Annotated in this window: 18 protein-coding genes; 14 read left to right on the top strand and 4 right to left on the bottom strand. The window is 59.6% G+C overall.

Going from position 1 to position 23,870, the window contains the following annotated elements; genetic code table 11:
- Window positions 1-45: 45 nt before the first annotated feature.
- The 6 genes from ABH909_RS22300 (at window position 46) to ABH909_RS22275 (ending at window position 10,568) form a co-directional block, all read left to right on the top strand.
- Complete coding sequence (locus ABH909_RS22300) at window positions 46-1,773, top strand: autotransporter assembly complex protein TamA (RefSeq protein ID WP_429437167.1); 1,728 nt, start codon at window positions 46-48, stop codon at window positions 1,771-1,773.
- Window positions 1,770-5,444, top strand: a complete 3,675-nt coding sequence (locus ABH909_RS22295; protein WP_429437164.1) for a translocation/assembly module TamB domain-containing protein — start codon at window positions 1,770-1,772, stop codon at window positions 5,442-5,444. The genes ABH909_RS22300 and ABH909_RS22295 overlap by 4 nt, the downstream gene beginning before the upstream one ends.
- Window positions 5,445-5,680: 236 nt before the next feature.
- Window positions 5,681-6,160: a MarR family winged helix-turn-helix transcriptional regulator gene (locus ABH909_RS22290; RefSeq protein WP_429437161.1), complete on the top strand. Its 480-nt coding sequence runs from the start codon at window positions 5,681-5,683 to the stop codon at window positions 6,158-6,160.
- Entirely contained in the window at window positions 6,150-7,619 is a 1,470-nt protein-coding gene (locus ABH909_RS22285) for an efflux transporter outer membrane subunit (protein WP_429437158.1), read from the top strand. Before ABH909_RS22290 ends, ABH909_RS22285 begins: the two co-directional genes overlap by 11 nt.
- Window positions 7,620-7,634: 15 nt before the next feature.
- A complete protein-coding gene (locus ABH909_RS22280; protein ID WP_429437155.1) occupies window positions 7,635-8,837 on the top strand; it encodes an efflux RND transporter periplasmic adaptor subunit in 1,203 nt (400 codons plus the stop codon).
- A gap of 201 nt (window positions 8,838-9,038) precedes the next feature.
- On the top strand, window positions 9,039-10,568 hold the full coding sequence (locus ABH909_RS22275) for a DHA2 family efflux MFS transporter permease subunit (protein WP_429437153.1): 1,530 nt from the start codon (window positions 9,039-9,041) through the stop codon (window positions 10,566-10,568).
- A 125-nt stretch (window positions 10,569-10,693) separates the two neighbouring features.
- Here ABH909_RS22275 and lpxH read toward each other — a convergent pair whose 3' ends face one another.
- Together lpxH and ABH909_RS22265 are read right to left on the bottom strand one after the other, a co-directional pair.
- Window positions 10,694-11,446: a UDP-2,3-diacylglucosamine diphosphatase gene (gene lpxH, locus ABH909_RS22270; RefSeq protein ID WP_429437151.1), complete on the bottom strand. Its 753-nt coding sequence runs from the start codon at window positions 11,444-11,446 to the stop codon at window positions 10,694-10,696.
- Window positions 11,443-11,946, bottom strand: coding sequence for a peptidylprolyl isomerase (locus ABH909_RS22265; RefSeq protein WP_429437149.1), 504 nt, complete (start codon window positions 11,944-11,946; stop codon window positions 11,443-11,445). The genes lpxH and ABH909_RS22265 overlap by 4 nt, the downstream gene beginning before the upstream one ends.
- 279 nt (window positions 11,947-12,225) lie before the next feature.
- On the opposite strand from ABH909_RS22265, the gene ABH909_RS22260 reads away from it, so the two are divergent.
- Together ABH909_RS22260 and cysS are read left to right on the top strand one after the other, a co-directional pair.
- Window positions 12,226-13,923, top strand: a complete 1,698-nt coding sequence (locus tag ABH909_RS22260) for a glutamine--tRNA ligase/YqeY domain fusion protein (RefSeq protein ID WP_429437147.1) — start codon at window positions 12,226-12,228, stop codon at window positions 13,921-13,923.
- 18 nt (window positions 13,924-13,941) lie between these two features.
- Window positions 13,942-15,324, top strand: coding sequence for a cysteine--tRNA ligase (gene cysS, locus ABH909_RS22255; protein WP_429437145.1), 1,383 nt, complete (start codon window positions 13,942-13,944; stop codon window positions 15,322-15,324).
- 176 nt (window positions 15,325-15,500) lie between these two features.
- Here the strand turns inward: cysS and ABH909_RS22250 are convergent, their stop codons facing one another.
- Together ABH909_RS22250 and ABH909_RS22245 are read right to left on the bottom strand one after the other, a co-directional pair.
- Window positions 15,501-17,351 (bottom strand): sigma-54-dependent Fis family transcriptional regulator, encoded by a 1,851-nt coding sequence (locus ABH909_RS22250; protein WP_429437142.1) that lies wholly within the window; start codon window positions 17,349-17,351, stop codon window positions 15,501-15,503.
- A gap of 53 nt (window positions 17,352-17,404) precedes the next feature.
- Window positions 17,405-17,629 (bottom strand): hypothetical protein, encoded by a 225-nt coding sequence (locus tag ABH909_RS22245; protein WP_429437139.1) that lies wholly within the window; start codon window positions 17,627-17,629, stop codon window positions 17,405-17,407.
- Window positions 17,630-17,806: 177 nt separating this feature from the next.
- On the opposite strand from ABH909_RS22245, the gene ABH909_RS22240 reads away from it, so the two are divergent.
- Genes ABH909_RS22240 through ABH909_RS22215 form a run of 6 tightly spaced genes read left to right on the top strand, consistent with a single transcriptional unit; the run spans window position 17,807 to window position 23,744 of the window.
- Window positions 17,807-18,901: an ABC transporter ATP-binding protein gene (locus tag ABH909_RS22240; RefSeq protein WP_429437137.1), complete on the top strand. Its 1,095-nt coding sequence runs from the start codon at window positions 17,807-17,809 to the stop codon at window positions 18,899-18,901.
- Window positions 18,901-19,998: an ABC transporter ATP-binding protein gene (locus ABH909_RS22235; protein ID WP_429437135.1), complete on the top strand. Its 1,098-nt coding sequence runs from the start codon at window positions 18,901-18,903 to the stop codon at window positions 19,996-19,998. The genes ABH909_RS22240 and ABH909_RS22235 overlap by 1 nt, the downstream gene beginning before the upstream one ends.
- On the top strand, window positions 19,995-20,861 hold the full coding sequence (locus tag ABH909_RS22230; protein ID WP_048396906.1) for a carbohydrate ABC transporter permease: 867 nt from the start codon (window positions 19,995-19,997) through the stop codon (window positions 20,859-20,861). Before ABH909_RS22235 ends, ABH909_RS22230 begins: the two co-directional genes overlap by 4 nt.
- An 8-nt stretch (window positions 20,862-20,869) precedes the next feature.
- Window positions 20,870-21,670 (top strand): carbohydrate ABC transporter permease, encoded by an 801-nt coding sequence (locus ABH909_RS22225; RefSeq protein WP_007896138.1) that lies wholly within the window; start codon window positions 20,870-20,872, stop codon window positions 21,668-21,670.
- Between the two features lie 10 nt (window positions 21,671-21,680).
- Window positions 21,681-21,953: a DUF2160 domain-containing protein gene (locus ABH909_RS22220; RefSeq protein WP_038983664.1), complete on the top strand. Its 273-nt coding sequence runs from the start codon at window positions 21,681-21,683 to the stop codon at window positions 21,951-21,953.
- 48 nt (window positions 21,954-22,001) lie between these two features.
- On the top strand, window positions 22,002-23,744 hold the full coding sequence (locus tag ABH909_RS22215; protein ID WP_123496647.1) for an extracellular solute-binding protein: 1,743 nt from the start codon (window positions 22,002-22,004) through the stop codon (window positions 23,742-23,744).
- The last annotated feature ends 126 nt before the right edge of the window (window positions 23,745-23,870 follow it).

Genomic DNA, 23,870 nt, shown 5'->3' with positions numbered 1-23,870 from the left:
GGTCAGGCTCTATCAGGCCCCCAGGCTCGTGATAGCATCCGCGCTATGAAGTTTTCCGGAAGATTTACCAGTGGCGTACTGATGCTGATCTCCAGCTGCGCGGCGCTGGCGCAAAGTGAATTGGATGTGCGGATCAAACCGTCCAACGATGAACTCAAAGCCAATATAGAAGGCTATATCGGTAGCCTCGGCGATCGCGATGAGGAAGCCTTGCTGCGCTTCAGTCGCGGTGCCGAAGAACAGGCGCGCAAGGCCGCCCAGGCCTTGGGTTATTACCAGCCGCAAATCGACAGCGACGTGAAGGGCGGCAAGACGCCGCGCCTGGTGCTGAACATCGAACCCGGTGAGCCGATCCATTTACGCAATGTCACGGTGCGCATCGAAGGCCCGGCGGCCTCGTTCAAATCCTTCCGTGTACCCCAAAGCGATCTACTGAAACCCGGCGCGGTACTCAACCATGGCCATTACGAGGACGCGAAGCGGTTGATCCAGAACCAGGCCTCGCGCTACGGCTTTTTCAGTGGGCGCTTCACCCGCCAGAAACTCTTGGTGGACCCGCGTGCCGGCGTCGCCGATATCGAATTGATCTACGACAGCGGCCCGCGTTATGCGCTGGGTAAAGTCAGTTTTGAAGGCGACACGCCATTCGACGAAGACCTGCTGCAACGCATGGTGCCGTTCAAAGCGGGTACACCCTATGACTCCGAACTGATCGCCGAACTCAATCAGGCGCTGCAATCGAGCGGTTATTTCGAGGGCGTGCGCGTCGATGCAGCGCCGACCGCGTCCAAGGATGACGTGATCCCGGTGGCGGTCAAACTCCAAACCCGCAAGCCACGGACCATGGGCCTCGGTCTGGGCTTTTCCACGGACGTCGGTCCACGGGCCAAAGCCAACTGGACGCGGCATTGGGTCAATCCCCAAGGGCACAGTTATGGCTGGGAGGCCGAGATTTCGGCGCCACGGCAGAACGTCGGGCTGTTTTACGACGTGCCGCTGGACCCACCGCTGACCGACAAACTGCGCTTTGCCGGCGGTTATCAGAACGAAGAGATCGCCGGCACCGACACCCTCAGCAAACTGCTGACCCTCGGCCCCGAATGGCACAGCAAGTTGCCCAGCGGCTGGCAGCGGGTGGTATCGCTCAAATGGCAGCGCGAGGAATACAAACTCGGTGACGATTCGGGGCTCAGTACGTTGCTGATGCCCGGCGTGAGTTACTCCTACCTAAAAAGCGACAACCGCATCGATCCGCACAACGGTTATCGCCTGCAATTCGAAACCAAAGTCGCCAAGGAAGGATTGGGTTCGGACACCAACTTGCTCTATGGCACGGCGCTGGTCAAAGGCCTGACCACGGTCTTCGACAAACACCGTTTTCTCGGTCGGGTGCAGGTCGGCGGCAGCGCCACCAACGGCTACAAATCGGTGCCGCCGTCCTTGCGCTTCTTCGCCGGTGGCGATCAGAGCGTGCGCGGTTACGACTACCAGAGCCTGTCCCCGGAAAACTCCGATGGCGACCGTATCGGTGGCCGTTACATGGTGGCCGGCAGCGTCGAGTATCAATACTCCGTCGCCGAAAAATGGCGGGTCGCGACCTTCATCGACCAGGGCAACTCCTTCAACACACTCGAACTGCCGAACCTCAAGACCGGCGTCGGTATTGGTGTGCGCTGGGTCTCGCCGGTGGGGCCGATTCGCCTCGACCTGGCCCACGCGATGGACGACGACGGCGGCATTCGATTGCACTTTTCCATGGGGCCTGAGCTGTGAAGCGCGGTTTGAAAATAACGCTGCTGGCGATTCCAGCACTGCTGATGCTGATCGTGCTGACACTGGTCACCGTGCTGGGCACTCCGACGGGCAGTCGCTGGGCGCTCGGGTTTGTGCCGGGTTTGACCGTGGAGAATTTCCAGGGCCGTTTGGGTGGGCAGTGGAGTGCCGATCATCTGGTGTGGCAGCAGGACAGCAGCCGGGTTGAGCTGAACAAAGCGATTTTCGCCTGGTCGCCGCTGTGTCTGATGCGCAGGACGTTGTGCATCGAGCAATTGCAGGCCGAGCAGGTCAGCCTGCAATTCCCGCCGGGCGTGGAAGAGCAAAGCAGCGGGCCGATCAGCCTGCCGGACTTGAAGTTGCCGCTGGCCATCGAATTGGGCGACGTCAAAATCGGCCGCCTGCTGTTCAACGGCAGTGAAGAACTCAAGGGGCTGCAACTGGCGGCGCACTGGACCGAGAAGGGTTTGCAGATCGACTCGGTGCATTTGCAGCGTGATGAACTGAGCCTCAACCTGTCCGGCCTGTTGCAACCGAGCGGCAACTGGCCTCTGACCGCTGAAGGCAAACTGACTTTGCCGTCGCCGGATACCGAACCATGGGCACTGGCCCTGAAGGTCGACGGCGATCTGCTGAAAACCCTGAACCTGAAAGCCGACAGCAGCGGCTATCTGAACGGCCAACTCACCGGCGAGCTGCAACCGCTGGTGGAAAACCTGCCGGCCAAAGTGCGCATCACCGCCGACGGCTTCAAACCCAGCGCCGATCTACCGGATACCCTGCAACTCAATCAACTGGAACTCACCGGCGACGGCGACCTGAAAAACGGTTACCAGTTGCTCGGCAAAGCGACGTTGCCCGCAGAGCAAGGCCCGGTTGCGCTGTTGCTGCAAGGCAAGGTCGACGCCAGGGGCGCGCAGATCGCCGGCCTCGACCTGACGGCCAACGACAAACAAAGCCTCAAGCTCACCGGGCAAGTGGACTGGAGCAAAGGCCTGAGCGCTGAGGCGAAAATCGACTGGCTGGATTTCCCGTGGCGCCGTCTCTATCCGCTGATCGACGAGCCGCAAGTGGCGCTGCGCAGTTTCAACGGTGAGGTTTCCTACACCGACGGCCACTACATCGGTAACTTCAAAGCCGCACTGGATGGCCCGGCCGGGGCGTTCAATCTGAACAGCCCGTTCAGCGGCGATCTGAGCAAAATCCACCTGCCGCAATTCAAACTCGAAGCCGGGCAGGGCAAGGCCGAAGGGCACCTGAATCTGCAGTTCGCCGACGGTATTGCTTGGGACACGGCGCTGGACCTCTCGGCAATCAATCCGGCGTACTGGCTCGCGGAGTTGCCAGGCACCTTGGCCGGTCCCTTGCGCAGCAAAGGCGAGATGAAAAACGAAACGCTCAGCCTGACCGCCGACCTGGACTTGAAAGGCAAGCTGCGCGGGCAACCGGCGGTGTTGCAAGCCAAGGCCGATGGCGGCGGCGAGCAATGGAACCTCAGCGTGTTGCAGATTCGCCTTGGCGACAACAGCATCAACGGTCAGGGCAGCCTGCAACAGAAACTCACCGGCCAGATCGACATCAAGATGCCGCGTCTGGCCCAGCTCTGGCCGCAACTGCGCGGTCAGCTCAATGGCCGGGTCGATGTGGCCGGCACGCTCAAGGCGCCACAAGGCAAGCTCGGTCTGCAAGGCACGCAATTGGCCTTCGAAGACCATCGACTGAAAAGCCTCAATCTGGACGCCACCCTCGACAGCGCCCAGCGGGCGAAAATCGACCTCAAGGGCAGCGGCATCCAGACCGGCGACACGTCACTGGGCACATTGACCGCCAGCGGTCAGGGCGACATCAAAAACCAGAAACTCGCCCTCGATCTGCAAGGACCGAAGTTGAAACTGGCGCTTGATCTCGACGGCGCGCTGGACAAGGGCAATTGGCGCGGGCGTCTGGCCAGTGGGCTGATCCAGGCCGGTGGCCAGGACTGGAAACTGCAAAATCCGGCGAAGCTTGAGCGACTGGCGGACGGCAAAATCAACTTCGGCGCCCATTGCTGGATGTCCGGCCCGGCCAGCCTGTGCGGCGAAGACCAGCGCTTGATGCCCGAGCCGAAGCTGCGTTATCACCTCAAGCAGTTCCCCATCGACAGCCTCGCGCAATGGTTGCCGAAGGATTTCGCCTGGCAGGGCAAGCTCAATGCCGACCTGCAACTGGACTTGCCGGCCAGCGGCCCGAACGGGCTGGTCAACATCGACGCCAGTGGCGGCACCTTGCGTATGCGCGAGAAGGAGCAATGGCTGGACTTCCCGTACCAGACCCTGAAACTCACCAGCAAACTCACGCCAAAACGCATCGACACCGACCTCAACTTTGTCGGCGGCAAGCTCGGTGAACTGATGGTTCAGGCGCAAATCAACCCGCTACCGAAGAACAAACCGCTGACCGGTTCATTCCGCCTCAGTGGCCTGGACTTGTCGGTGGCGCGGCCGTTTGTGCCGATGGTCGAGAAACTTACCGGGCATTTGAGCGGCAGCGGCACATTGTCCGGTGGACTGCTGGCGCCGTTGGTCAATGGCAACCTTGAACTGCGCGACGGGGAAGTCGCCGGGCCTGAACTGCCGATGGCCCTCGAAGCCTTGCAACTTCAAGCGGTGATTGCCGGCGAAACCGTGCAACTGAACGGCGGCTGGAAAAGCGGCAAGACCGGGCAGGGCAACCTCAATGGCAACATCGCCTGGGGCCAGGCGCTGGTGGTGGATCTGGCGCTCAAGGGCTCGCAGTTGCCGGTCACCGTCGAGCCCTATGCCACGCTGGAAGTCGCGCCGGACCTGAAGATCTCCATGAAGGACGACAGACTGGCAATCGTCGGCAAAGTGCTGGTGCCCAAAGGCGAGATCATCGTGCGCGAGTTGCCGCCATCGACTGTCAAGGTCTCCGATGACACGGTGATCGTCGGTCAGCAGACCGAAGAGGGCAAACCGCCGATGGCCATGGCAATGGACATCGATGTGGTGGTGGGGCAGGACAAACTCAGCTTTGCCGGCTTCGGCCTGACCGCCAACCTGCAAGGCCAGGTGCACATCGGCGACAACATGGACACCCGTGGCGAGCTGTGGCTCAACGAAGGGCGTTATCGCGCCTACGGCCAGCGGTTGACGGTGCGCCGGGCACGCCTGTTGTTTGCCGGTCCCATCGATCAGCCGTATCTGGACATCGAAGCGATTCGCCAGACCGATGATGTCATCGCCGGCATTCGTCTGAGTGGCAGCGCCGAGCAGCCGACCACGCAGATCTTTTCCGAACCGGCGATGAGTCAGGAGCAGGCATTGTCCTATCTGGTGCTGGGGCGTCCGCTGAGCACCACCGGTGAAGACAACAACATGCTCGCCCAAGCCGCCCTCGGGTTGGGCTTGATGGGCAGTTCCGGGGTGACCAGCGGCTTGGCCAAGAACCTGGGCATTCAGGACTTCCAGCTCGATACCCAAGGCAGCGGCGCCAACACCGCCGTGGTGGCCAGCGGCAACATTTCGGAAAAACTCAGCCTGCGTTATGGCGTCGGGGTGTTCGAACCGGCCAACACCATCGCCTTGCGCTACAAACTGAGCAAAAAGGTCTACCTCGAAGCCGCCAGCGGCGTGGCCAGTTCGCTGGACATCTTCTACAAGCGGGATTTCTAGCCCTCCTGAAGATCAAAAGATCGCAGCCTTCGGCAGCTCCTACAAAGGCAGCGTACATCCATATTCATGGGTGTACGCGATTCCGTAGGAGCTGCCGAAGGCTGCGGTCTTTTTGCTTTCAGGCGCACCATTTATTAACCAAATACAAAGCAGCCTAACTATTGCGTTGACATTCTCTGCCTAGGCAGTAACATCTCGACATACATTCTCTGCCTAGGCAGCTAATCGGTGGTCAGATGAAGCATTTCACCCCAGAAAATTTCCAGCAGTGCCATCTCGGTCTTTTGCTCGGGCGCGCTGCGCTGCTCAAGGACCGGATCATCGACACGCACATGGAACCCCACGGCATCACCGCCGCGCAGTTCAAAGTGCTGATCATCATGGCCCAGTTCGGTGTCGATACCCCGGCCGAGCTGTGCCGTCACCTGTCGCTGGACAGCGGTTCGATGACCCGCATGCTCGATCGTCTGGAACAGAAAGGTTTCCTCGCCCGCCAACGCTCCGAGGCAGACCGGCGTCAGGTTCAGTTGGTGCTGACCGAACAGGGCCAGCAACTGACCGATCAGTTGCCGCAGATCGGCGCCGACGCCATGAATGAACTGGCCGGCGCCATCACCCCGCAAGAATTGAAAACCCTGGAACAGATCCTGAAGAAAATTCTGGTAGCGGCGGGTGACTCAATCACCCTGCTGCGGGTAGGTGGCCATGAACAGTAAAAGCCTGCGCAGCGGATTGAGCCTGGTGCTGTTGGCCATGAGCCTCGCCGGTTGCGCCAGTTACAGCGGCCTGACCACCGAAGGCGTCAGCCTCGATGCGAAAAATCTCAAGGCCGGGCAATCCCTCAACGGCGTGACCCTGTCGCCTGCGGCGTGGCCAAAAAGCGACTGGTGGAAAAGCCTCGGCGATCCGCAGCTCGACGGCCTGATCCTCGAAGCCCTACACGACAGCCCCGACATGCAAATCGCCGACGCCCGCAGCCATCAGGCCAGCGCCGCTGCCTATGCCGCCGACGCTGCGCGGATGCCGACCCTCGCTGCCAGCGCCGGTGTCAGCCGTTCGCGTCTGGCCCGCGATCAGGACCCGAGCGGGCAGGGCGGCACCTATTCCACCGTGCGTAATCTCGGTGCGAGTTTCAATTACAACTTCGACCTTTGGGGCGGCCAGCGCGATGCCTGGGAAGCCGCATTGGGCCAGGCCCGTGCCGCCGAAGTCGACCAACAGGCTGCGCAGCTGACCTTGTCCGCCGACGTCGCCCGCGCCTACAGCGATTTGGGGCAGGCGCATATCATCCATGACCTGGCCAGCGAAGACCTCAAGCGCACCCAACAAATGCTCGACCTCAGCCAGCGTCGCCTGAGCTCGGGGATCGACAGCCAATACCAGTTCCAGCAGACCGAAAGCCTGGAAGCCAGCGCCGAAGCCAGCCTGATCGACGCCGAGAAACGCCTGCAAAGCGCGAAAATCGCTCTGGCGGTGCTGCTGGGTAAAGGTCCGGATCGTGGTAACGAAATCGTCCGGCCGAGAGTTCTTCAGGCCAGCGCCGTGGCGTTGCCGTCGGTGCTGCCTGCCGAATTGCTCGGTCGTCGCCCGGACCTGGTAGCGGCACGTTGGCGGGTTGAAGCCGCGAGCAAAAACATCGCCGCGGGCAAGACCCGGTTCTACCCCAATCTCAACCTGAGTGCGGCGGCGGGCGTGGAGTCATTGCTGGGCGATGCGATGTTCGGTTCCGCCAGTCGCTTCTTCAACGTCGCTCCGACGATCTCGGTACCGATTTTCGACGGTGGCCGCCTGCGGGCCGACCTCGATTCCCGCGACGCCGATTACGACCTCGCAGTGGCGCAGTACAACAAAAGCCTGGTGAAAGCCTTGGGTGATGTCAGCGACACCATTAACCAGTTGCGCGATATCGGCCGGCAAATCGGCGCCCAGCAGCACGCCACCGACATTGCCCAGGATTCTTACAACACCGTGGTCCAGCGCTACGGTTCCGGCATCGGTAATTACCTGGACGTGCTCAGCATCGAGCAGCAATTGCTCCAGGCCCAGCGTCAACTGGCCAACCTGAATGCCGAGCAGATCGACCTGTCGATTCAACTGATGCAAGCGCTGGGCGGCGGCTTCCAAGGCGAAACCCTGACCGCGGCTAACGCAACCCCAGCCACGCAGCACAACTAATTCAAGGTACCCGTCATGGCCACTGTCGATACATCCCAAGCCCCTGACAACGCTCAAGACGCGAGCAATCCACGTAAGCGCAAAGTGATGCTGTTTGCACTGACCATCGTGGTGATCCTCGTCGGGCTCAGCGTCTGGGGTTATCAAGAGTTTTACGGTCGCTGGAATGAAAGCACCGACGACGCCTATGTGAACGGCAACGTGGTGGAAATCACCCCGCTGGTCACTGGCACCGTGGTCAGCATTGGTGCCGACGATGGCGATCTGGTCCACGAAGGCCAGGTGCTGGTCAACTTTGACCCGAACGACGCCGAAGTCGGTCTGCAAAGTGCCCAGGCCAATCTGGCCCGCACCGTGCGCCAGGTGCGCGGTTTGTACAGCAATGTCGACGGGATGAAAGCCCAGGTCAATGCGCAACAGGCCGAAGTGCAAAAGGCCCAGGACAACTTCAATCGCCGGAAAAACCTCGCTGCTGGCGGGGCGATTTCCCAGGAAGAACTGTCCCACGCCCGTGATGACCTGACCTCGGCGCAGAACGCCCTGGCCAACGCCAAACAACAACTCATGACCACCAGCGCGCTGGTGGATGACACCGTAGTGTCGTCGCACCCGGACGTGATGTCCGCCGCCGCGCAATTGCGTCAGGCGTACCTGACCCATGCCCGCAGCACTTTGATCGCGCCGGTCACCGGTTACGTGGCCAAACGCAGCGTGCAACTGGGCCAGCGGGTCCAGCCGGGCACCGCGCTGATGGCGGTGATCCCGTTGGATCAGCTGTGGATCGACGCCAACTTCAAGGAAACCCAGCTGCGTGACATGCGCATCGGTCAGCCGGTGGACATCGAGGCCGACCTCTACGGCAGCGACGTCAAATACAGCGGCACCATCGACAGCCTCGGCGCCGGGACGGGCAGTGCGTTTGCCTTGCTGCCGGCGCAGAACGCCACCGGTAACTGGATCAAGATCGTCCAGCGGGTGCCGGTGCGGATTCACATCAATGCCGAAGAGCTGGCCAGGCACCCATTGCGGGTTGGCCTGTCGACTCAGGTCGATGTGAACCTGCGTGACCAGAGTGGTCCGGTGCTGGCGCAACAGTCGCCGCAAAAGGCTTCGTTCAGCACCGGCATCTACGACCGGCAGTTGGCCGAGGCCGACGCGATGATCACCCAGCTGATCCATGACAACAGCGCCGCGGTCAGTAAAACCGCGCACCGTTGATTGGTCATCACACCGACCCTGTGGGAGTGAGCCTTTGTGGCGAGGGAGCTTGCTCCCGCTGGGTCGCGAAGCGACCCCAAAAGCTCTGCGACTGCTTCGCAGCCGAGCGGGAGCAAGCTCCCTCGCCACAAAAGCTCGCTCCCATAAGGTCAGCTGCGTCAGTAACAGGCGCCGTGCCAATTAGGTTTCAAAGGATTCGCGATGAGCAATAACGCGTCTTTCACGCCGCCCAGCCTGCTGCTCAGTACCATCGGCCTGTCGCTGGCGACCTTCATGCAGGTGCTCGACACCACCATCGCCAACGTCGCCTTGCCGACGATTTCCGGCAACCTGGGCGTGAGTTCGGAGCAGGGCACCTGGGTCATCACCTCGTTTGCCGTGAGCAACGCCATCGCGCTGCCGCTGACCGGTTGGCTCAGCCGGCGTTTCGGTGAGGTGAAGCTGTTTCTCTGGGCGACGATCCTGTTCGTGCTGGCGTCGTTTCTCTGTGGCATCTCAACCTCGATGCCGGAGCTGATCGGCTTTCGAGTGCTTCAAGGCCTGGTGGCAGGTCCCTTGTACCCGATGACCCAGACGCTGTTGATCGCAGTCTATCCACCCGCCAGGCGAGGCATGGCCTTGGCGCTGCTGGCGATGGTCACGGTGGTGGCGCCGATTGCAGGGCCGATCCTCGGCGGCTGGATTACTGACAGCTACAGCTGGCCGTGGATTTTCTTTATCAACGTACCGATCGGGGTTTTCGCAGTGATGGTCGTGCGCCAGCAACTCAAGGCGCGGCCGGTGGTGACCAGTTACCAGCCAATGGATTACGTCGGTCTGATCACGTTGATCATCGGTGTCGGCGCGTTGCAGGTGATCCTCGACAAGGGCAATGACCTGGACTGGTTCGAATCGAATTTCATCATCATCGGCGCGGCTATTTCAGTGATTGCTCTGGCGGTGTTCGTGATCTGGGAAATGACCGACAAACACCCGGTGGTCAACCTGCGGTTGTTCGCTTACCGTAACTTTCGTATCGGCACCATCGTGCTGGTGGGCGGTTATGCCGGGTTCTTCGGCATCAACCTGATCCTGCCGCAATGGTTGCAAACCCAAATGGGCTACACCGCCACTTGGGCCGGATTGGCGGTGGCACCGATCGGCATTCTGCCGGTGCTGCTGTCGCCGTTTGTCGGCAAGTACGCGCACAAGTTTGACCTGCGACTATTGGCCGGTGGAGCGTTCCTGTGCATTGGTTTGAGTTGCTTCATGCGCGCCGGGTTTACCAACGAAGTGGACTTCCAGCACATCGCGCTGGTGCAGTTGTTCATGGGCATTGGCGTGGCGCTGTTCTTCATGCCGACCTTGAGCATTTTGATGTCGGATTTGCCACCGAGCCAGATTGCCGACGGCGCAGGCCTTGCGACGTTCCTGAGGACCCTGGGCGGTAGTTTTGCGGCGTCGTTGACGACCTGGATCTGGATTCGCCGCGCCGATCAGCACCATGCGTATTTGAGTGAAAGCATTACCACGTATGAGCCGGCGACCCGGGAGGCGTTGAATGCATTGGGAGGGGCGGGTAACCCGGCTTACGCGCAGCTGGATCATGTGCTGACCAGCCAGGCGTATATGCTCTCCACCGTGGATTACTTCACGTTGCTGGGGTGGGCGTTCATGGGGTTGATCTTGCTGGTATGGCTGGCGAAACCACCGTTTGCGGCGAAGGCGGGGCCGGCCTCGGCGGGGCATTGAGGCAAAACGCGGTCAATGTGGGAGCGGGCTTGCTCGCGAAAGCGGTGTGACAGTCAACAGAGATGTTGAATGTGAATCCGCCTTCGCGAGCAAGCCCGCTCCCACAAGGATTTTGTGTTCGGCCGTTAGTTTGCGGGTGCTGCCAGTTGTGGCGGCGGGGTGAAATCAAACGGCGCCAACGCAAACCCTTGTTCATCCACCTGCAACGCCCACCCCTGACGATCCCAATCCCCCAACACAATGCGTTTGGCCGCCTGCTCGCCAATCTGCAACTTGTGGATGGCCGGGCGATGGGTATGGCCGTGGATCAAGGTTTTCACGCCATAGGCCTGCATGACCCGCGGCACTTCTTCCGGTGTGACATCGACAATGTCATTGGCCTTCATCCGCGTCTGCGTCCGGCTTTCATTGCGCAGCTTGCGCGCCAGTTTATGCCGAGTACGCAAGGGCAGATGCCGCAGGATGAACAGGGTGATCGGGTTACGCAGGTAGCGTCGCAGCTTCATATAGCCGACGTCGCGGGTGCAGAGACTGTCGCCGTGCATCAACAGCACCGGCTCGCCGTAAAACTGCACGACACTCGGGTCTTTCAACAACGTGCAGCCGGCCTGTTTGCAGAAGGCCTGGCCAAGCATGAAGTCGCGATTGCCGTGCATCAGAAAAATGGCCGTGCCGCTGTCGCTCAAGTTCCGCAGGGCCTGGCAGATGGAACGCTGGAAAGGGGTCATGGCATCGTCGCCAATCCACGCCTCGAAAAAGTCGCCCAGAATGTACAACGCACTCGCCGAACGGGCGCGTCCAGCGAGCAAATCCAGAAACGCCCGGGTAATGTCCGGGCGCTCCTCTTCCAGATGCAAATCTGAAATCAGCAGTATCACTCAATGATCTCGGCTTTCTCGATGATCACGTCGTCTGCGGGTACGTCCTGGTGGCCGGCTTTGGACGTCGTGGCCACGCCTTTGATCTTGTCAACCACGTCGGTGCCTTCAACTACTTTGGCGAATACGGCGTAGCCCCAACCCTGAGCGGTTTTGCCGCTGTGGTTGAGGAAGCTGTTGTCAGCCACGTTGATGAAGAACTGGGCGGAAGCCGAATGCGGCTCCATGGTGCGGGCCATGGCCACGCTGTACTTCACGTTCGGCAGGCCGTTGTCGGCTTCGTTCTGGATGCTTGGGCGCTTGTCTTTCTTTTCTTTCATGCCTGGCTCGAAACCGCCGCCCTGGATCATGAAGTTGCCGATGACACGGTGGAAAATGGTGTTTTCGTAGTGACCGGCTTTGACGTACTCGATGAAGTTGGCCACGGTGATCGGGGCTTTCTCAGCGTTCAGTTCCAGGACGATGTCGCCGAAGTTGGTGGACAGTTTGACTTGGGTCATGATGGGGACTCTTTTTCAGAAGATACGTTTTCTATGAATTCGTGGGTTTCAGGGCGTTCAGGCCCTCAACCCGTCCGGCCTGTGTCGGCCAAGGCACGCAGTTTAGCGTGCCGGGCGCGAATTTCGAGGCTGTTTTTTATTGGCAACCGATTAAATGCAACCGATTGCCGGCCTGCTCTGTCAGCCACTTGACAGCATCGGCTATGATAAGCCCCTTTGATTTATAACAGCCGCTTTGATTTGGCCAACTGGCCGCGCACTTGTACGTTCAAGGATCCTATGAGCAAGCCCACTGTCGACCCGACCTCGAATTCCAAGACCGGCCCTGCCGTGCCGGTCAATTTCCTGCGCCCGATCATCCAGGCGGACCTGGACTCGGGTAAGCACACGCAGATCGTCACCCGTTTCCCGCCTGAGCCCAACGGCTACCTGCACATCGGTCACGCCAAGTCGATCTGTGTGAACTTCGGCCTGGCAGAGGAATTCGGCGGCGTCACGCACCTGCGTTTCGACGACACCAACCCGGCCAAGGAAGACCAGGAATACATCGACGCGATCGAAAGCGACGTCAAATGGCTGGGCTTCGAATGGTCCGGTGAAGTGCGCTATGCCTCGCAGTATTTCGACCAGTTGCACGACTGGGCGGTCGAGCTGATCAAGGCCGGCAAGGCTTACGTCGACGACCTGAGCCCCGAGCAAGCCAAGGAATACCGTGGCAGCTTGACCGAGCCGGGCAAGAACAGCCCGTTCCGTGACCGCTCCGTGGAAGAGAACCTGGACTGGTTCGCCCGCATGCGCGCCGGCGAGTTCCCGGACGGCGCACGTGTGCTGCGGGCCAAGATCGACATGGCCTCGCCGAACATGAACCTGCGCGACCCGATCATGTATCGCATCCGTCACGCGCATCACCACCAGACCGGCGACAAGTGGTGCATCTACCCGAACTACGACTTCACCCACGGTCAGTCGGACGCCATCGAAGGCATCACGCATTCGATCTGCACCCTGGAGTTCGAAAGCCACCGTCCGCTGTACGACTGGTTCCTCGACAACCTGCCCGTGCCGGCGCACCCACGTCAGTATGAGTTCAGCCGCTTGAATCTGAACTACACCATCACCAGCAAGCGCAAGCTCAAGCAACTGGTCGATGAAAAGCACGTTCACGGTTGGGACGATCCGCGCATGTCCACGCTGTCGGGTTTCCGCCGCCGTGGTTACACGCCGAAATCGATCCGCAATTTCTGCGAAATGATCGGCACCAATCGTTCCGACGGCGTCGTCGATTTTGGCATGCTCGAATTCAGCATCCGTGATGACCTCGACCACAGCGCCCCACGCGCCATGTGCGTGTTGCGTCCGCTGAAAGTCGTGATCACCAACTACCCGGAAGGCCAGGTCGAAAACCTCGAATTGGCGTGTCACCCGAAAGAAGACATGGGCGTGCGCGTTCTGCCGTTCGCCCGTGAAATCTACATCGACCGTGAAGACTTCATGGAAGAGCCGCCGAAGGGCTACAAGCGCCTGGAGCCAAACGGCGAAGTGCGTCTGCGCGGCAGCTACGTGATCCGTGCCGACGAAGCGATCAAGGACGCCGATGGCAATATCGTCGAACTGCGTTGCTCCTACGATCCTGAAACCCTGGGCAAGAACCCGGAAGGCCGCAAGGTCAAAGGCGTGGTGCATTGGGTGCCGGCGGCGGCCAGCGTCGAGTGCGAAGTGCGTCTGTACGATCGTCTGTTCCGTTCGGCCAACCCTGAAAAGGCCGAAGACAGCGCCAGTTTCCTGGACAACATCAACCCTGACTCGCTGCAAGTTCTCACTGGTTGTCGTGCCGAGCCTTCGCTGGGCAATGCACAGCCGGAAGACCGTTTCCAGTTCGAGCGCGAAGGTTACTTCGTCGCGGATATCAAGGACTCGAAACCGGGCGCTCCGGTATTCAACCGTACCGTGACCTTGCGTGATTCGTGGGGCCAGTGATTCAAGGAACAACATAAAGTGCTAACGATCTACAACACGCTCACCAAGAGCAAAGAAGTCTTCAAGCCGCTGGATGGCAACAATGTGCGCATGTACGTCTGCGGGATGACCGTGTACGACTACTGCCATATTGGCCATGGCCGCAGCATGGTCGCGTTTGACCTGGTGACCCGCTGGTTGCGGTTTAGCGGTTATAACCTGACCTATGTGCGCAACATCACCGACATCGAAGACAAGATCATCAATCGGGCGAAGGAGAACGGCGAGCCGTTCAATGTGCTCACTGAGCGCATGATCACCGCTATGCATGAAGATGAGGCTCGCCTCAACATCCTCAAGCCGGACATGGAACCGCGGGCCACCGATCACATCGCTGGTATGCAGAGCATGATCCAGACCCTGATCGACAAGGGCTACGCCTACGCCCCTGGAAATGGCGACGTGTACTACCGCGTCGCCAAGTTCATGGGTTACGGCAAGCTGTCGCGCAAGAAGATTGAAGACCTGCGCATTGGCGCACGCATCGAAGTCGACGAGTCCAAGCAGGATCCACTGGACTTCGTGCTGTGGAAAGCCGCCAAGCCGGGCGAGCCGAGCTGGCCTTCGCCGTGGGGTGACGGTCGTCCGGGCTGGCACATCGAGTGCTCGGTGATGTCCACCTGCTGCCTGGGTGAGACTTTCGACATTCATGGCGGCGGCAGCGACCTCGAGTTCCCGCACCATGAAAACGAAATCGCTCAGAGCGAAGCGGCCACCGGCAAGACCTACGCCAACGCGTGGATGCATTGCGGCATGATTCGTATCAATGGCGAGAAGATGTCCAAGTCCTTGAACAACTTCTTCACCATTCGCGACGTGCTGGAAAAGTACCACCCGGAAGTCGTGCGTTACCTGCTGGTGTCCAGCCACTACCGCAGCGCGATCAACTATTCGGAAGACAACCTCAAGGACGCCAAAGGCGCGCTCGAGCGTTTCTACCACGCGTTGAAAGGCCTGCCGAACGTGGCGTCTGCTGGCGGCGAAGCGTTCGTCGAGCGTTTCACTCAGGTGATGAACGACGACTTCGGTACGCCGGAAGCCTGCGCGGTGTTGTTCGAGATGGTCCGCGAGATCAACCGTCTGCGTGAGAGCGATCTCGATGCAGCGGCCGGTCTGGCGGCTCGTTTGAAAGAATTGGCGAGCGTGCTGGGTGTGTTGCAGCTCGAGGCCGATGACTTCCTGCAGGCCGGTGCCGAAGGGCGGGTCGATGCGGCTGAGGTTGAGGCATTGATCCAGGCGCGGCTGACGGCTCGTGCCAACAAGGACTGGGCTGAATCCGACCGCATCCGCGACCAGCTCACCGCCCTGGGCGTGGTGCTGGAAGACGGCAAGGGCGGGACGACCTGGCGATTGGCTGACTGATCGCTGCGTTTGCTACAAAACAAAACCCGCCTTGTGCGGGTTTTTGTTTGGTGGTTGAAGATCAAAAGATCGCAGCCTTTGGCAGCTCCTACACAGGTCCGCGTCCAACCGCATCATTGTGGGTGAACGAAATCCTGTAGGAGCTGCCGAAGGCTGCGATCTTTTGATCTTCGTTTTTAACCTTCCAACTGGCGCAATCGCTTGTAAAGGGTATTACGACTAACCCCGAGCCTGCGGGCTAAATGCGAAATATTCCCCCCAGCCGCCTGCAACTGCCGATTCAATTCCTCGGCATCATTGAGGTCGACGGTTATCGGCTCCGGCGAATCCACCGGCTCCATCTCCAGATCGACAAAAAAATCATCCGGCAAATGCTCCGGCCGCACGGGTTGTTCCTCGGCCATGGCCAGTGCCACCTGCATCACACTGCTGACCTGACGCAAGTTCCCCGGCCACGGATGACGACTGAACAGCTCCATCACTTCACGGCTCAAGCCCGCCCATTGGCTCGGTTCGCGGTGCTGTTCCCACAGCCGTTTGAACAGCGCTTCCTTATCGCTGCGTTCCCGCAGTGGCGGCAGTTCCAGGGTCAAGCCGCCGATACGGTAATACAAATCCTCACGAAACCGCCCTAACTGAACCTGTTCGCGCAACGAGCGGTTGGTCGCTGAAATGATCCGAATGTCCACCGGGAACAGCTCACTGCTGCCCACCGGTTGCACGCAACGTTCTTGCAATACCCGCAGCAGCCGGGCCTGGGTCGGCAAGGGCATGTCGCCAATTTCATCGAGAAACAGGGTGCCTTTGTCGGCCTTGCGGATCAGCCCGATGCTGCCTTTCTGATTGGCACCGGTGAACGCACCTTTCTCATAGCCAAACAATTCGGATTCCACCAGTTCGGCGGGGATCGCTGCACAGTTGACGGCAATGAACGGCTGTTTGCTGCGTGAACTGGCCTGATGCAAGGCTTTGACGAAGACTTCCTTGCCGACGCCGGTTTCCCCGTGAATTAACAGCGGAATGTCTTTTTCCAGCAAACGCTCGGCCTGGCGCACGGCTTTTTCCACGCGGCTGTCGCCAAAATGCAGGGTATTGAGGCTGATCGCGGCGGGCGCTGGCGCCGTGGGTTCAGCACGCTCAGGTTCAGAAAACAGACGAGCCCGAATCGGCGCCTGTTTCGGCCGTTTCAGCAGGCACTGGAATCGGTTGCGCCCCGAGGCTTGCAGGGCAAACGGCAGGCCGTCCGGCTGGTTCAGCAGTTCGAGCAAAGAGACTTTGAACAGGCTTTCGACGCTGACCCGCGACAGGCTGATGCCCAGCAGGTTGTCGGCCCGGCGATTGGCCGACAGCACCTGACCGGTTTCGTCGAAGATCAGCAACCCGGCCCATTGGCTGTCGAGGTTGTTCAGTCCGGTGTTGAAGGTCAGCTGGAAATGCTGGCCGTGGAACAGGTTGAGAATCAGCCGATTCTCCACGGTCTGGCTCATCATCTTGACCATGCCCAGGGTGTGGGACGGCGGCAGGTAGCTGTCGCTGGACACATCCAGCACCGCGATTACTTTGCGCTCGGCATCGAAAATCGGTGCGGCGGAACCGGTCATGAAGCGGTTGGCCTTGAGAAAATGCTCATCGTGCTCGATGTGCACTGCCTGCTCGCAAGCCAACGCGGTGCCGATCGCATTGGTGCCGCTGCAACGCTCCATCCAGCTGGCGCCAGCGCTGAAACCGCGAGCCAGGCTCGGCTCAATGAAACGCTGGGTACCCCAGGACGTCAGCACCTGGCCCTGATTGTCGGCGAGCATGATCAGGCAATTGGAGTTGCTGAGGATGTTCTCGTAATACGGCAGGACTTCCTGATGGGTGGTCTGCACCAGTGAATGCTGGCTCTCCAGCAACTGGGCGATGCCATCGGCGGGTAGCTGATCGAACGCCGGCGCACTCTGATGATTGAGCCCGAACGCGCGGCAGCGGGACCAGGAGTCCTGGATGATGGCATCGTGGGAGAGCGGCGGGGCAGGCGCGGCCATGGCAGTCGATCTCTGAGCAAGCTTTTATTGTTTTTATGGGTTTTGCAAAACGTTCAGCGCGCCACAAAGCCTCTTTGGGCCGCCGCGATATCACGCCGAAAACAATACCTGTAGGAGCTCCCGAAGGCTGCGATCTTTTGATCTTCGGCGTTTGTACAGACGCTAAAAGTCAAAAGATCGCAGGCTTCGGCAGCTCCTACGGTGGCCGCGTTCATCACGAGATGAATGCGGTGGATCACGCAAAAAGCATCCGTAGAGTGTTGTTCACTATTGTTCATTGTCAATCTTTTAACTGTTCAATTGTTCAGTCGCGGTTGTTCATTTCTGTTCAGCTATGAACGCGGTTTTCCCTCTATTTGAAGGATTTCCAAGCCAGATCAATCGCTTGGAATTTCTGGCACGAATGTCGCTGTAGTGCTCCGGTCGCTTGACTCCAATAATAAAAAGGCCGAGCCATGTCATTAGTCCTGGAGCACGTCAGCCGTACCGTCGAGGGTCAGACCTGGATCGACGATGCGTGCCTTAACTTCGAACCCGGATCGTTCAATGTTTTGCTCGGTCGCACGCTGTCCGGCAAAACCAGCCTCATGCGCCTGATGGCAGGCCTGGATAAACCCGACAGTGGCCGCATCCTGATGAACGGTGTCGATGTCACCCAGCGCCCGGTGCGTTTGCGCAACGTGTCGATGGTCTATCAGCAGTTCATCAATTACCCGACCATGACGGTGTTCGAGAACATCGCTTCGCCGCTGCGCCAGTCCGGCGTTTCCAACGAGTTGATCCAGAGCAAAGTGCTGGACACCGCGAAGATGCTGCGCATCGAGAAATTCCTCAAACGTTATCCTCTGGAACTCTCCGGCGGCCAGCAACAGCGCACCGCCATGGCCCGGGCGCTGGTCAAGGATGCCGAGCTGATTCTGTTCGATGAGCCGCTGGTCAACCTCGACTACAAGCTGCGCGAAGAGCTTCGGCAGGAAATGCGCGAGCTGTTCAAGGCCCGGCACACCATCGCGATTTATGCCACCACCGAACCCAACGAAGCCCTGGCGCTGGGCGGTACCACCACGATTCTTCACGAAGGTCGGGTGATTCAGAGCGGCAAGTCCTCCGAGGTGTACCACCAGCCGCAAACCGTGCTGGCGGCTGAGCTGTTTTCCGAGCCGCCGATCAACCTGATGCCGGGGCGCATTGCCGGCAACGAAGTCAGTTTCGCCAACTTCGTGCACTTCCCGTTGAACGTCGATCTGCGGCCGGTGGGCGAGGGTGAGTTCCGTTTCGGTGTGCGCCCCAGCCACATTTCGCTGGTGCCGAGTAACGACGATGACCTCGAACTGGCGGTGACCGTCGAGGTGGCCGAGATCAGCGGTTCGGAAACTTTCCTGCACGTGCGCAACGAATATTTCCTGCTGGTGCTGCATTTGCCGGGTGTCCATGAATACGACGTCGATGCGCCAATTCGCATCTATATCCCGACCCATAAACTGTTTGTGTTCGATATGCAGGGACGGCTGGTCCAGGCGCCTGGTCGACGCATTGCGAGGGTTGCCTGATGGCCGAAATCCGTTTGCAGAACCTTGCCCACAGCTACACCCCAACGCCGGCCGGCCCTGAGGATTACGCGATTCGCGAGATGGACCACGTCTGGGAGCAGGGCGGTGCCTATGCGCTGCTCGGGCCTTCGGGGTGCGGCAAGTCGACCTTGCTCAACATCATTTCCGGGTTACTCAGCCCGTCCCAGGGCCAAGTGCTGTTCGACAGTAAAGTGGTCAACGAACTGACCCCGGAAAAGCGCAACATCGCCCAGGTTTTCCAGTTTCCGGTGGTCTACGACACCATGACGGTGTTCGATAACCTGGCCTTCCCGTTGCGCAATCAGGGCATGGCGGAAGCGAAAATTCACACCAAGGTGCAGGAAATCGCTGAAGTCCTCGATCTCCAGGCACTGCTGTACAAAAAGGCGCGCAACCTCACCGCCGATGAAAAACAGAAAGTCTCCATGGGCCGTGGGCTGGTGCGCGATGACGTGTCGGCGATTCTCTTCGATGAACCGCTGACGGTGATCGACCCGCACCTGAAGTGGAAACTGCGGCGCAAGCTCAAGCAGATCCACGAGCAGTTCAACATCACCATGGTCTACGTCACCCACGATCAGCTCGAAGCTTCGACCTTCGCTGACAAGATCGCCGTGATGTATGGCGGCCAGATCGTGCAGTTCGGTACGCCACGGGAATTGTTCGAACGGCCGAGCCACACCTTTGTCGGCTATTTCATCGGCAGCCCGGGGATGAACCTGATCGAGGTCCAGCCACAAGCCGGCGGTGTCGGTTTTGCCGGGACTCACTTGCCATTGTCCGACACGATGCAGAAACGAATCGCCGAGTCCGAATGGAAAACCCTGAAGGTCGGCATCCGTCCGGAGTTCGTCCATGTGTGGGACGAACCCTGTGATGAAGCAATGCAGGCACAGGTCCTACACGTCGAAGACCTCGGTACCTACAAGATCATGACCCTGAACCTAGACGGCGCGCCGCTGAAAGTACGCCTGGCCGAAGACAAACCAGTGCCTGAAGGCACGGCGCACATCAGTTTTCCGGCGCAATGGCTGATGGTCTATGCCGATGATTACCTGTTGGAGGTGCGGCCATGAACAAGGTGCAGAACAACAAGGCCTGGTGGCTGGTGTTGCCGGTGTTCCTGCTGGTGGCATTCAGTGCGGTGATCCCGATGATGACGGTGGTCAACTACTCGGTGCAGGACATCTTCGACCAGTCCAGCCGCTACTTCGTCGGTGCCGACTGGTACAGGCAGGTGCTGCTCGATCCACGGCTGCATGACTCGCTGCTGCGCCAGTTCATCTACTCCGGCTGCGTGTTGTTGATCGAAATTCCATTGGGTATCGCCATCGCCCTGACCATGCCGATCAAGGGCCGCTGGTCGTCGCTGGTGCTGATTATTCTGGCGATTCCGCTGCTGATTCCGTGGAACGTGGTCGGCACCATCTGGCAGATTTTCGGCCGGGCCGACATTGGCTTGCTCGGTTCGAGCCTCAACGCCATGGGCATCAACTACAACTATGCGGCCAACACCATGGATGCCTGGGTCACGGTGTTGGTGATGGACGTCTGGCACTGGACGTCGCTGGTGGCGCTGTTGTGTTTCTCCGGTTTGCGGGCGATTCCGGACGTGTATTACCAGGCGGCGCGAATTGATCGGGCGTCGGCTTGGGCGGTGTTCCGACACATCCAGTTGCCCAAGCTCAAAAGCGTGTTGCTGATCGCGGTGATGCTGCGGTTCATGGACAGCTTCATGATCTACACCGAACCGTTCGTGCTGACGGGGGGCGGTCCGGGGAATGCCACGACTTTCTTGAGTCAGACCTTGACCCAAATGGCCATCGGGCAATTCGACCTCGGCCCGGCGGCAGCTTTCTCGCTGGTGTACTTCCTGATCATTCTGTTGGTGTCGTGGCTGTTCTACACCGCCATGACTCACTCTGACGCCAATCGGTGAGGCCCGCCATGAGCAAGAGAAAGCTTATCCCGTTGCTGATCTACATCCTGTTCCTGCTGGTGCCGATCTACTGGCTGCTGAATATGTCCTTCAAGAGCAACACCGAAATCCTCGGTGGTCTGACGCTGTTTCCCCAGGATTTCACCTTCGCCAACTACAAAGTGATCTTCACCGACCCTAGCTGGTACACCGGTTACCTCAACTCGCTGTACTACGTGAGCCTCAACACGGTGATTTCCCTGAGCGTGGCGCTGCCGGCGGCGTATGCGTTTTCACGCTATCGTTTCCTCGGCGACAAGCACCTGTTTTTCTGGCTGCTGACCAACCGCATGGCGCCACCGGCAGTTTTCCTGCTGCCGTTCTTCCAGTTGTATTCCTCGATCGGGCTGTTTGACACCCACATCGCGGTGGCGCTGGCTCACTGTCTGTTCAACGTGCCGTTGGCGGTGTGGATTCTTGAAGGCTTCATGTCCGGCGTTCCCAAGGAAATTGACGAAACCGCCTACATCGACGGCTACAGTTTCCCCAAGTTCTTCGTGAAGATCTTCGTCCCGCTGATCGGCTCCGGGATCGGCGTCACGGCGTTTTTCTGCTTCATGTTTTCCTGGGTCGAGCTGCTGCTGGCGCGAACTCTGACCTCGGTGAACGCCAAACCCATCGCGGCGGTGATGACCCGCACGGTCTCGGCGTCCGGCATCGACTGGGGGGTGCTGGCGGCAGCGGGGGTGTTGACCATCCTGCCGGGCATGCTGGTGATCTGGTTTGTTCGCAACCACGTGGCCAAGGGCTTTGCCCTGGGCCGGGTATGAGGAACTGATGATGGAATGGATGAGTTGGACTGGCCCCACGGCGGCGTTCTTCAGTGTCATTGCCTTGACGCTGGCGGGCATGACGACCTGGGAATTGCGTTCGCCGAGTATCCCTCGGCGTGGTTTTTTGCCGATTGCCACTACCCGTGGTGATCGGCTGTTTATCGGTCTTCTCGGCAGCGCCTACCTGCATTTGCTGGTAATCGGCGTCACCGACTGGAGCATCTGGGTGGCGTTCGCGTTGTCCCTGGTGTGGCTGTTGGCTGTGATGCGTTGGGGCTAGTCGAAATCGATCGGCATGCATGTCCCGAAACCTAAACAGGAGGTCTCTATGTTCGACAAAAACAATAAGCTGCGACATAGCGTTTCATTGGCAGCCATGCTGGCACTCAGCGGGTTGAGCGCTGCGGCCTGGGCCGATGCCTATGAAGACGCCGCCAAGAAATGGATTGGCAGCGAGTTCAAACCGTCCACCCTGACCGAAGCCCAGCAACTCGAAGAGCTGAAGTGGTTTATCAAAGCGTCCGAGCCGTTTCGCGGGATGAGCATCAAGGTGGTTTCGGAAACCATCGCGACCCACGAATATGAATCCAAAACCCTGGCCAAGGCCTTTACCGAGATCACCGGGATCAAACTGACTCACGACCTGCTGCAAGAAGGCGACGTGGTGGAAAAGCTGCAGACGCAGATGCAATCGGACAAGAACATCTATGACGGCTGGGTCAACGACTCGGACCTGATCGGTACGCACTTTCGCTACGGCAAAACCGAATCGATCACCGACCTGATGGCTAACGAAGGCAAGGCCTACACCTCACCGACCCTGGACATCAAAGACTTCATCGGCATCTCGTTCACCACCGCGCCCGACGGCAAAGTCTATCAACTGCCCGACCAGCAGTTTGCCAACCTTTACTGGTTCCGCGCCGACTGGTTTGAACGGGCGGATCTGAAGGCGAAATTCAAAGAAAAGTACGGTTATGAACTGGGCGTGCCGGTGAACTGGTCGGCCTATGAAGACATCGCCAAATTCTTCAGCGAAGACGTCAAGGAAATCGACGGCAAACGCGTCTACGGCCACATGGACTACGGCAAGAAAGATCCGTCCCTGGGCTGGCGCTTCACCGATGCCTGGTTCTCCATGGCGGGTGCCGGCGATAAAGGCATACCCAACGGTTTGCCGGTGGACGAATGGGGCATCCGCGTCGAGGATTGTCATCCGGTCGGCTCCAGTGTGACCCGCGGCGGCGATACCAACGGCCCGGCGGCGGTGTATGCGACCACCAAGTACGTAGACTGGATGAAAAAATATGCCCCACCGGAAGCGGCGGGCATGACCTTCTCCGAATCCGGGCCGGTGCCGTCCCAAGGCAACATCGCCCAGCAGATCTTCTGGTACACCGCGTTTACCGCCGACATGACCAAACCGGGCCTGCCGGTGATGAACGCCGACGGCACGCCGAAATGGCGCATGGCCCCCTCGCCGAAAGGCCCGTACTGGGAGGAGGGCATGAAGCTCGGTTATCAGGATGCCGGCTCCTGGACCTTCCTCAAGTCCACGCCTGAAAAGCAAAAACTCGCGGCCTGGCTGTACGCGCAGTTCGTGACCTCGAAAACCGTATCCCTGAAGAAAACCATCGTCGGCCTGACGCCGATTCGCGAGTCGGACATCAACTCACAAGCCATGACCGACCTGGCACCGAAACTCGGTGGTCTGGTGGAGTTCTATCGCAGCCCGGCCCGCGTGCAATGGACTCCGACCGGGACCAACGTGCCGGACTATCCGCGTTTGGCGCAACTATGGTGGAGCCATATCGCGGAAGCGGCCAGTGGCGAGAAAACGCCGCAACAGGCACTGGACGGTCTGGCCAAGGATCAGGATGCGATCATGACCCGTCTGGAACGCTCCAAGGTACAACCGACCTGCGGGCCGAAAATGAATCCGGAGCGGGATGCGCAGTACTGGTTCGATCAACCGGGTGCGCCGAAAGCGAAACTGGCAAACGAGAAGCCGAAGGGCGAAACCGTGAGCTATGCCGAACTGCTGAAGTCGTGGGAGGCGGCGCGTAAGTAAACAGCGAGACCGCGAGAGGCAAAACGGCACCGAAAGGTGCCGTTTTCATTTGTGCCTGTTGGGCCGCCTTCGCGAGCAAGCCCGCTCCCACAGTGGATCTCCAGTGAATACACCATGGGGGGAGCT

Origin of the sequence: Pseudomonas sp. BS3782 TE3695, assembly GCF_050435305.1 — a bacterium.
In the GTDB taxonomy this organism is placed as follows: domain Bacteria; phylum Pseudomonadota; class Gammaproteobacteria; order Pseudomonadales; family Pseudomonadaceae; genus Aquipseudomonas.
Note: the sequence above shows the minus strand (reverse complement) of the source record. Positions and strands in the feature narration are given on the sequence as shown.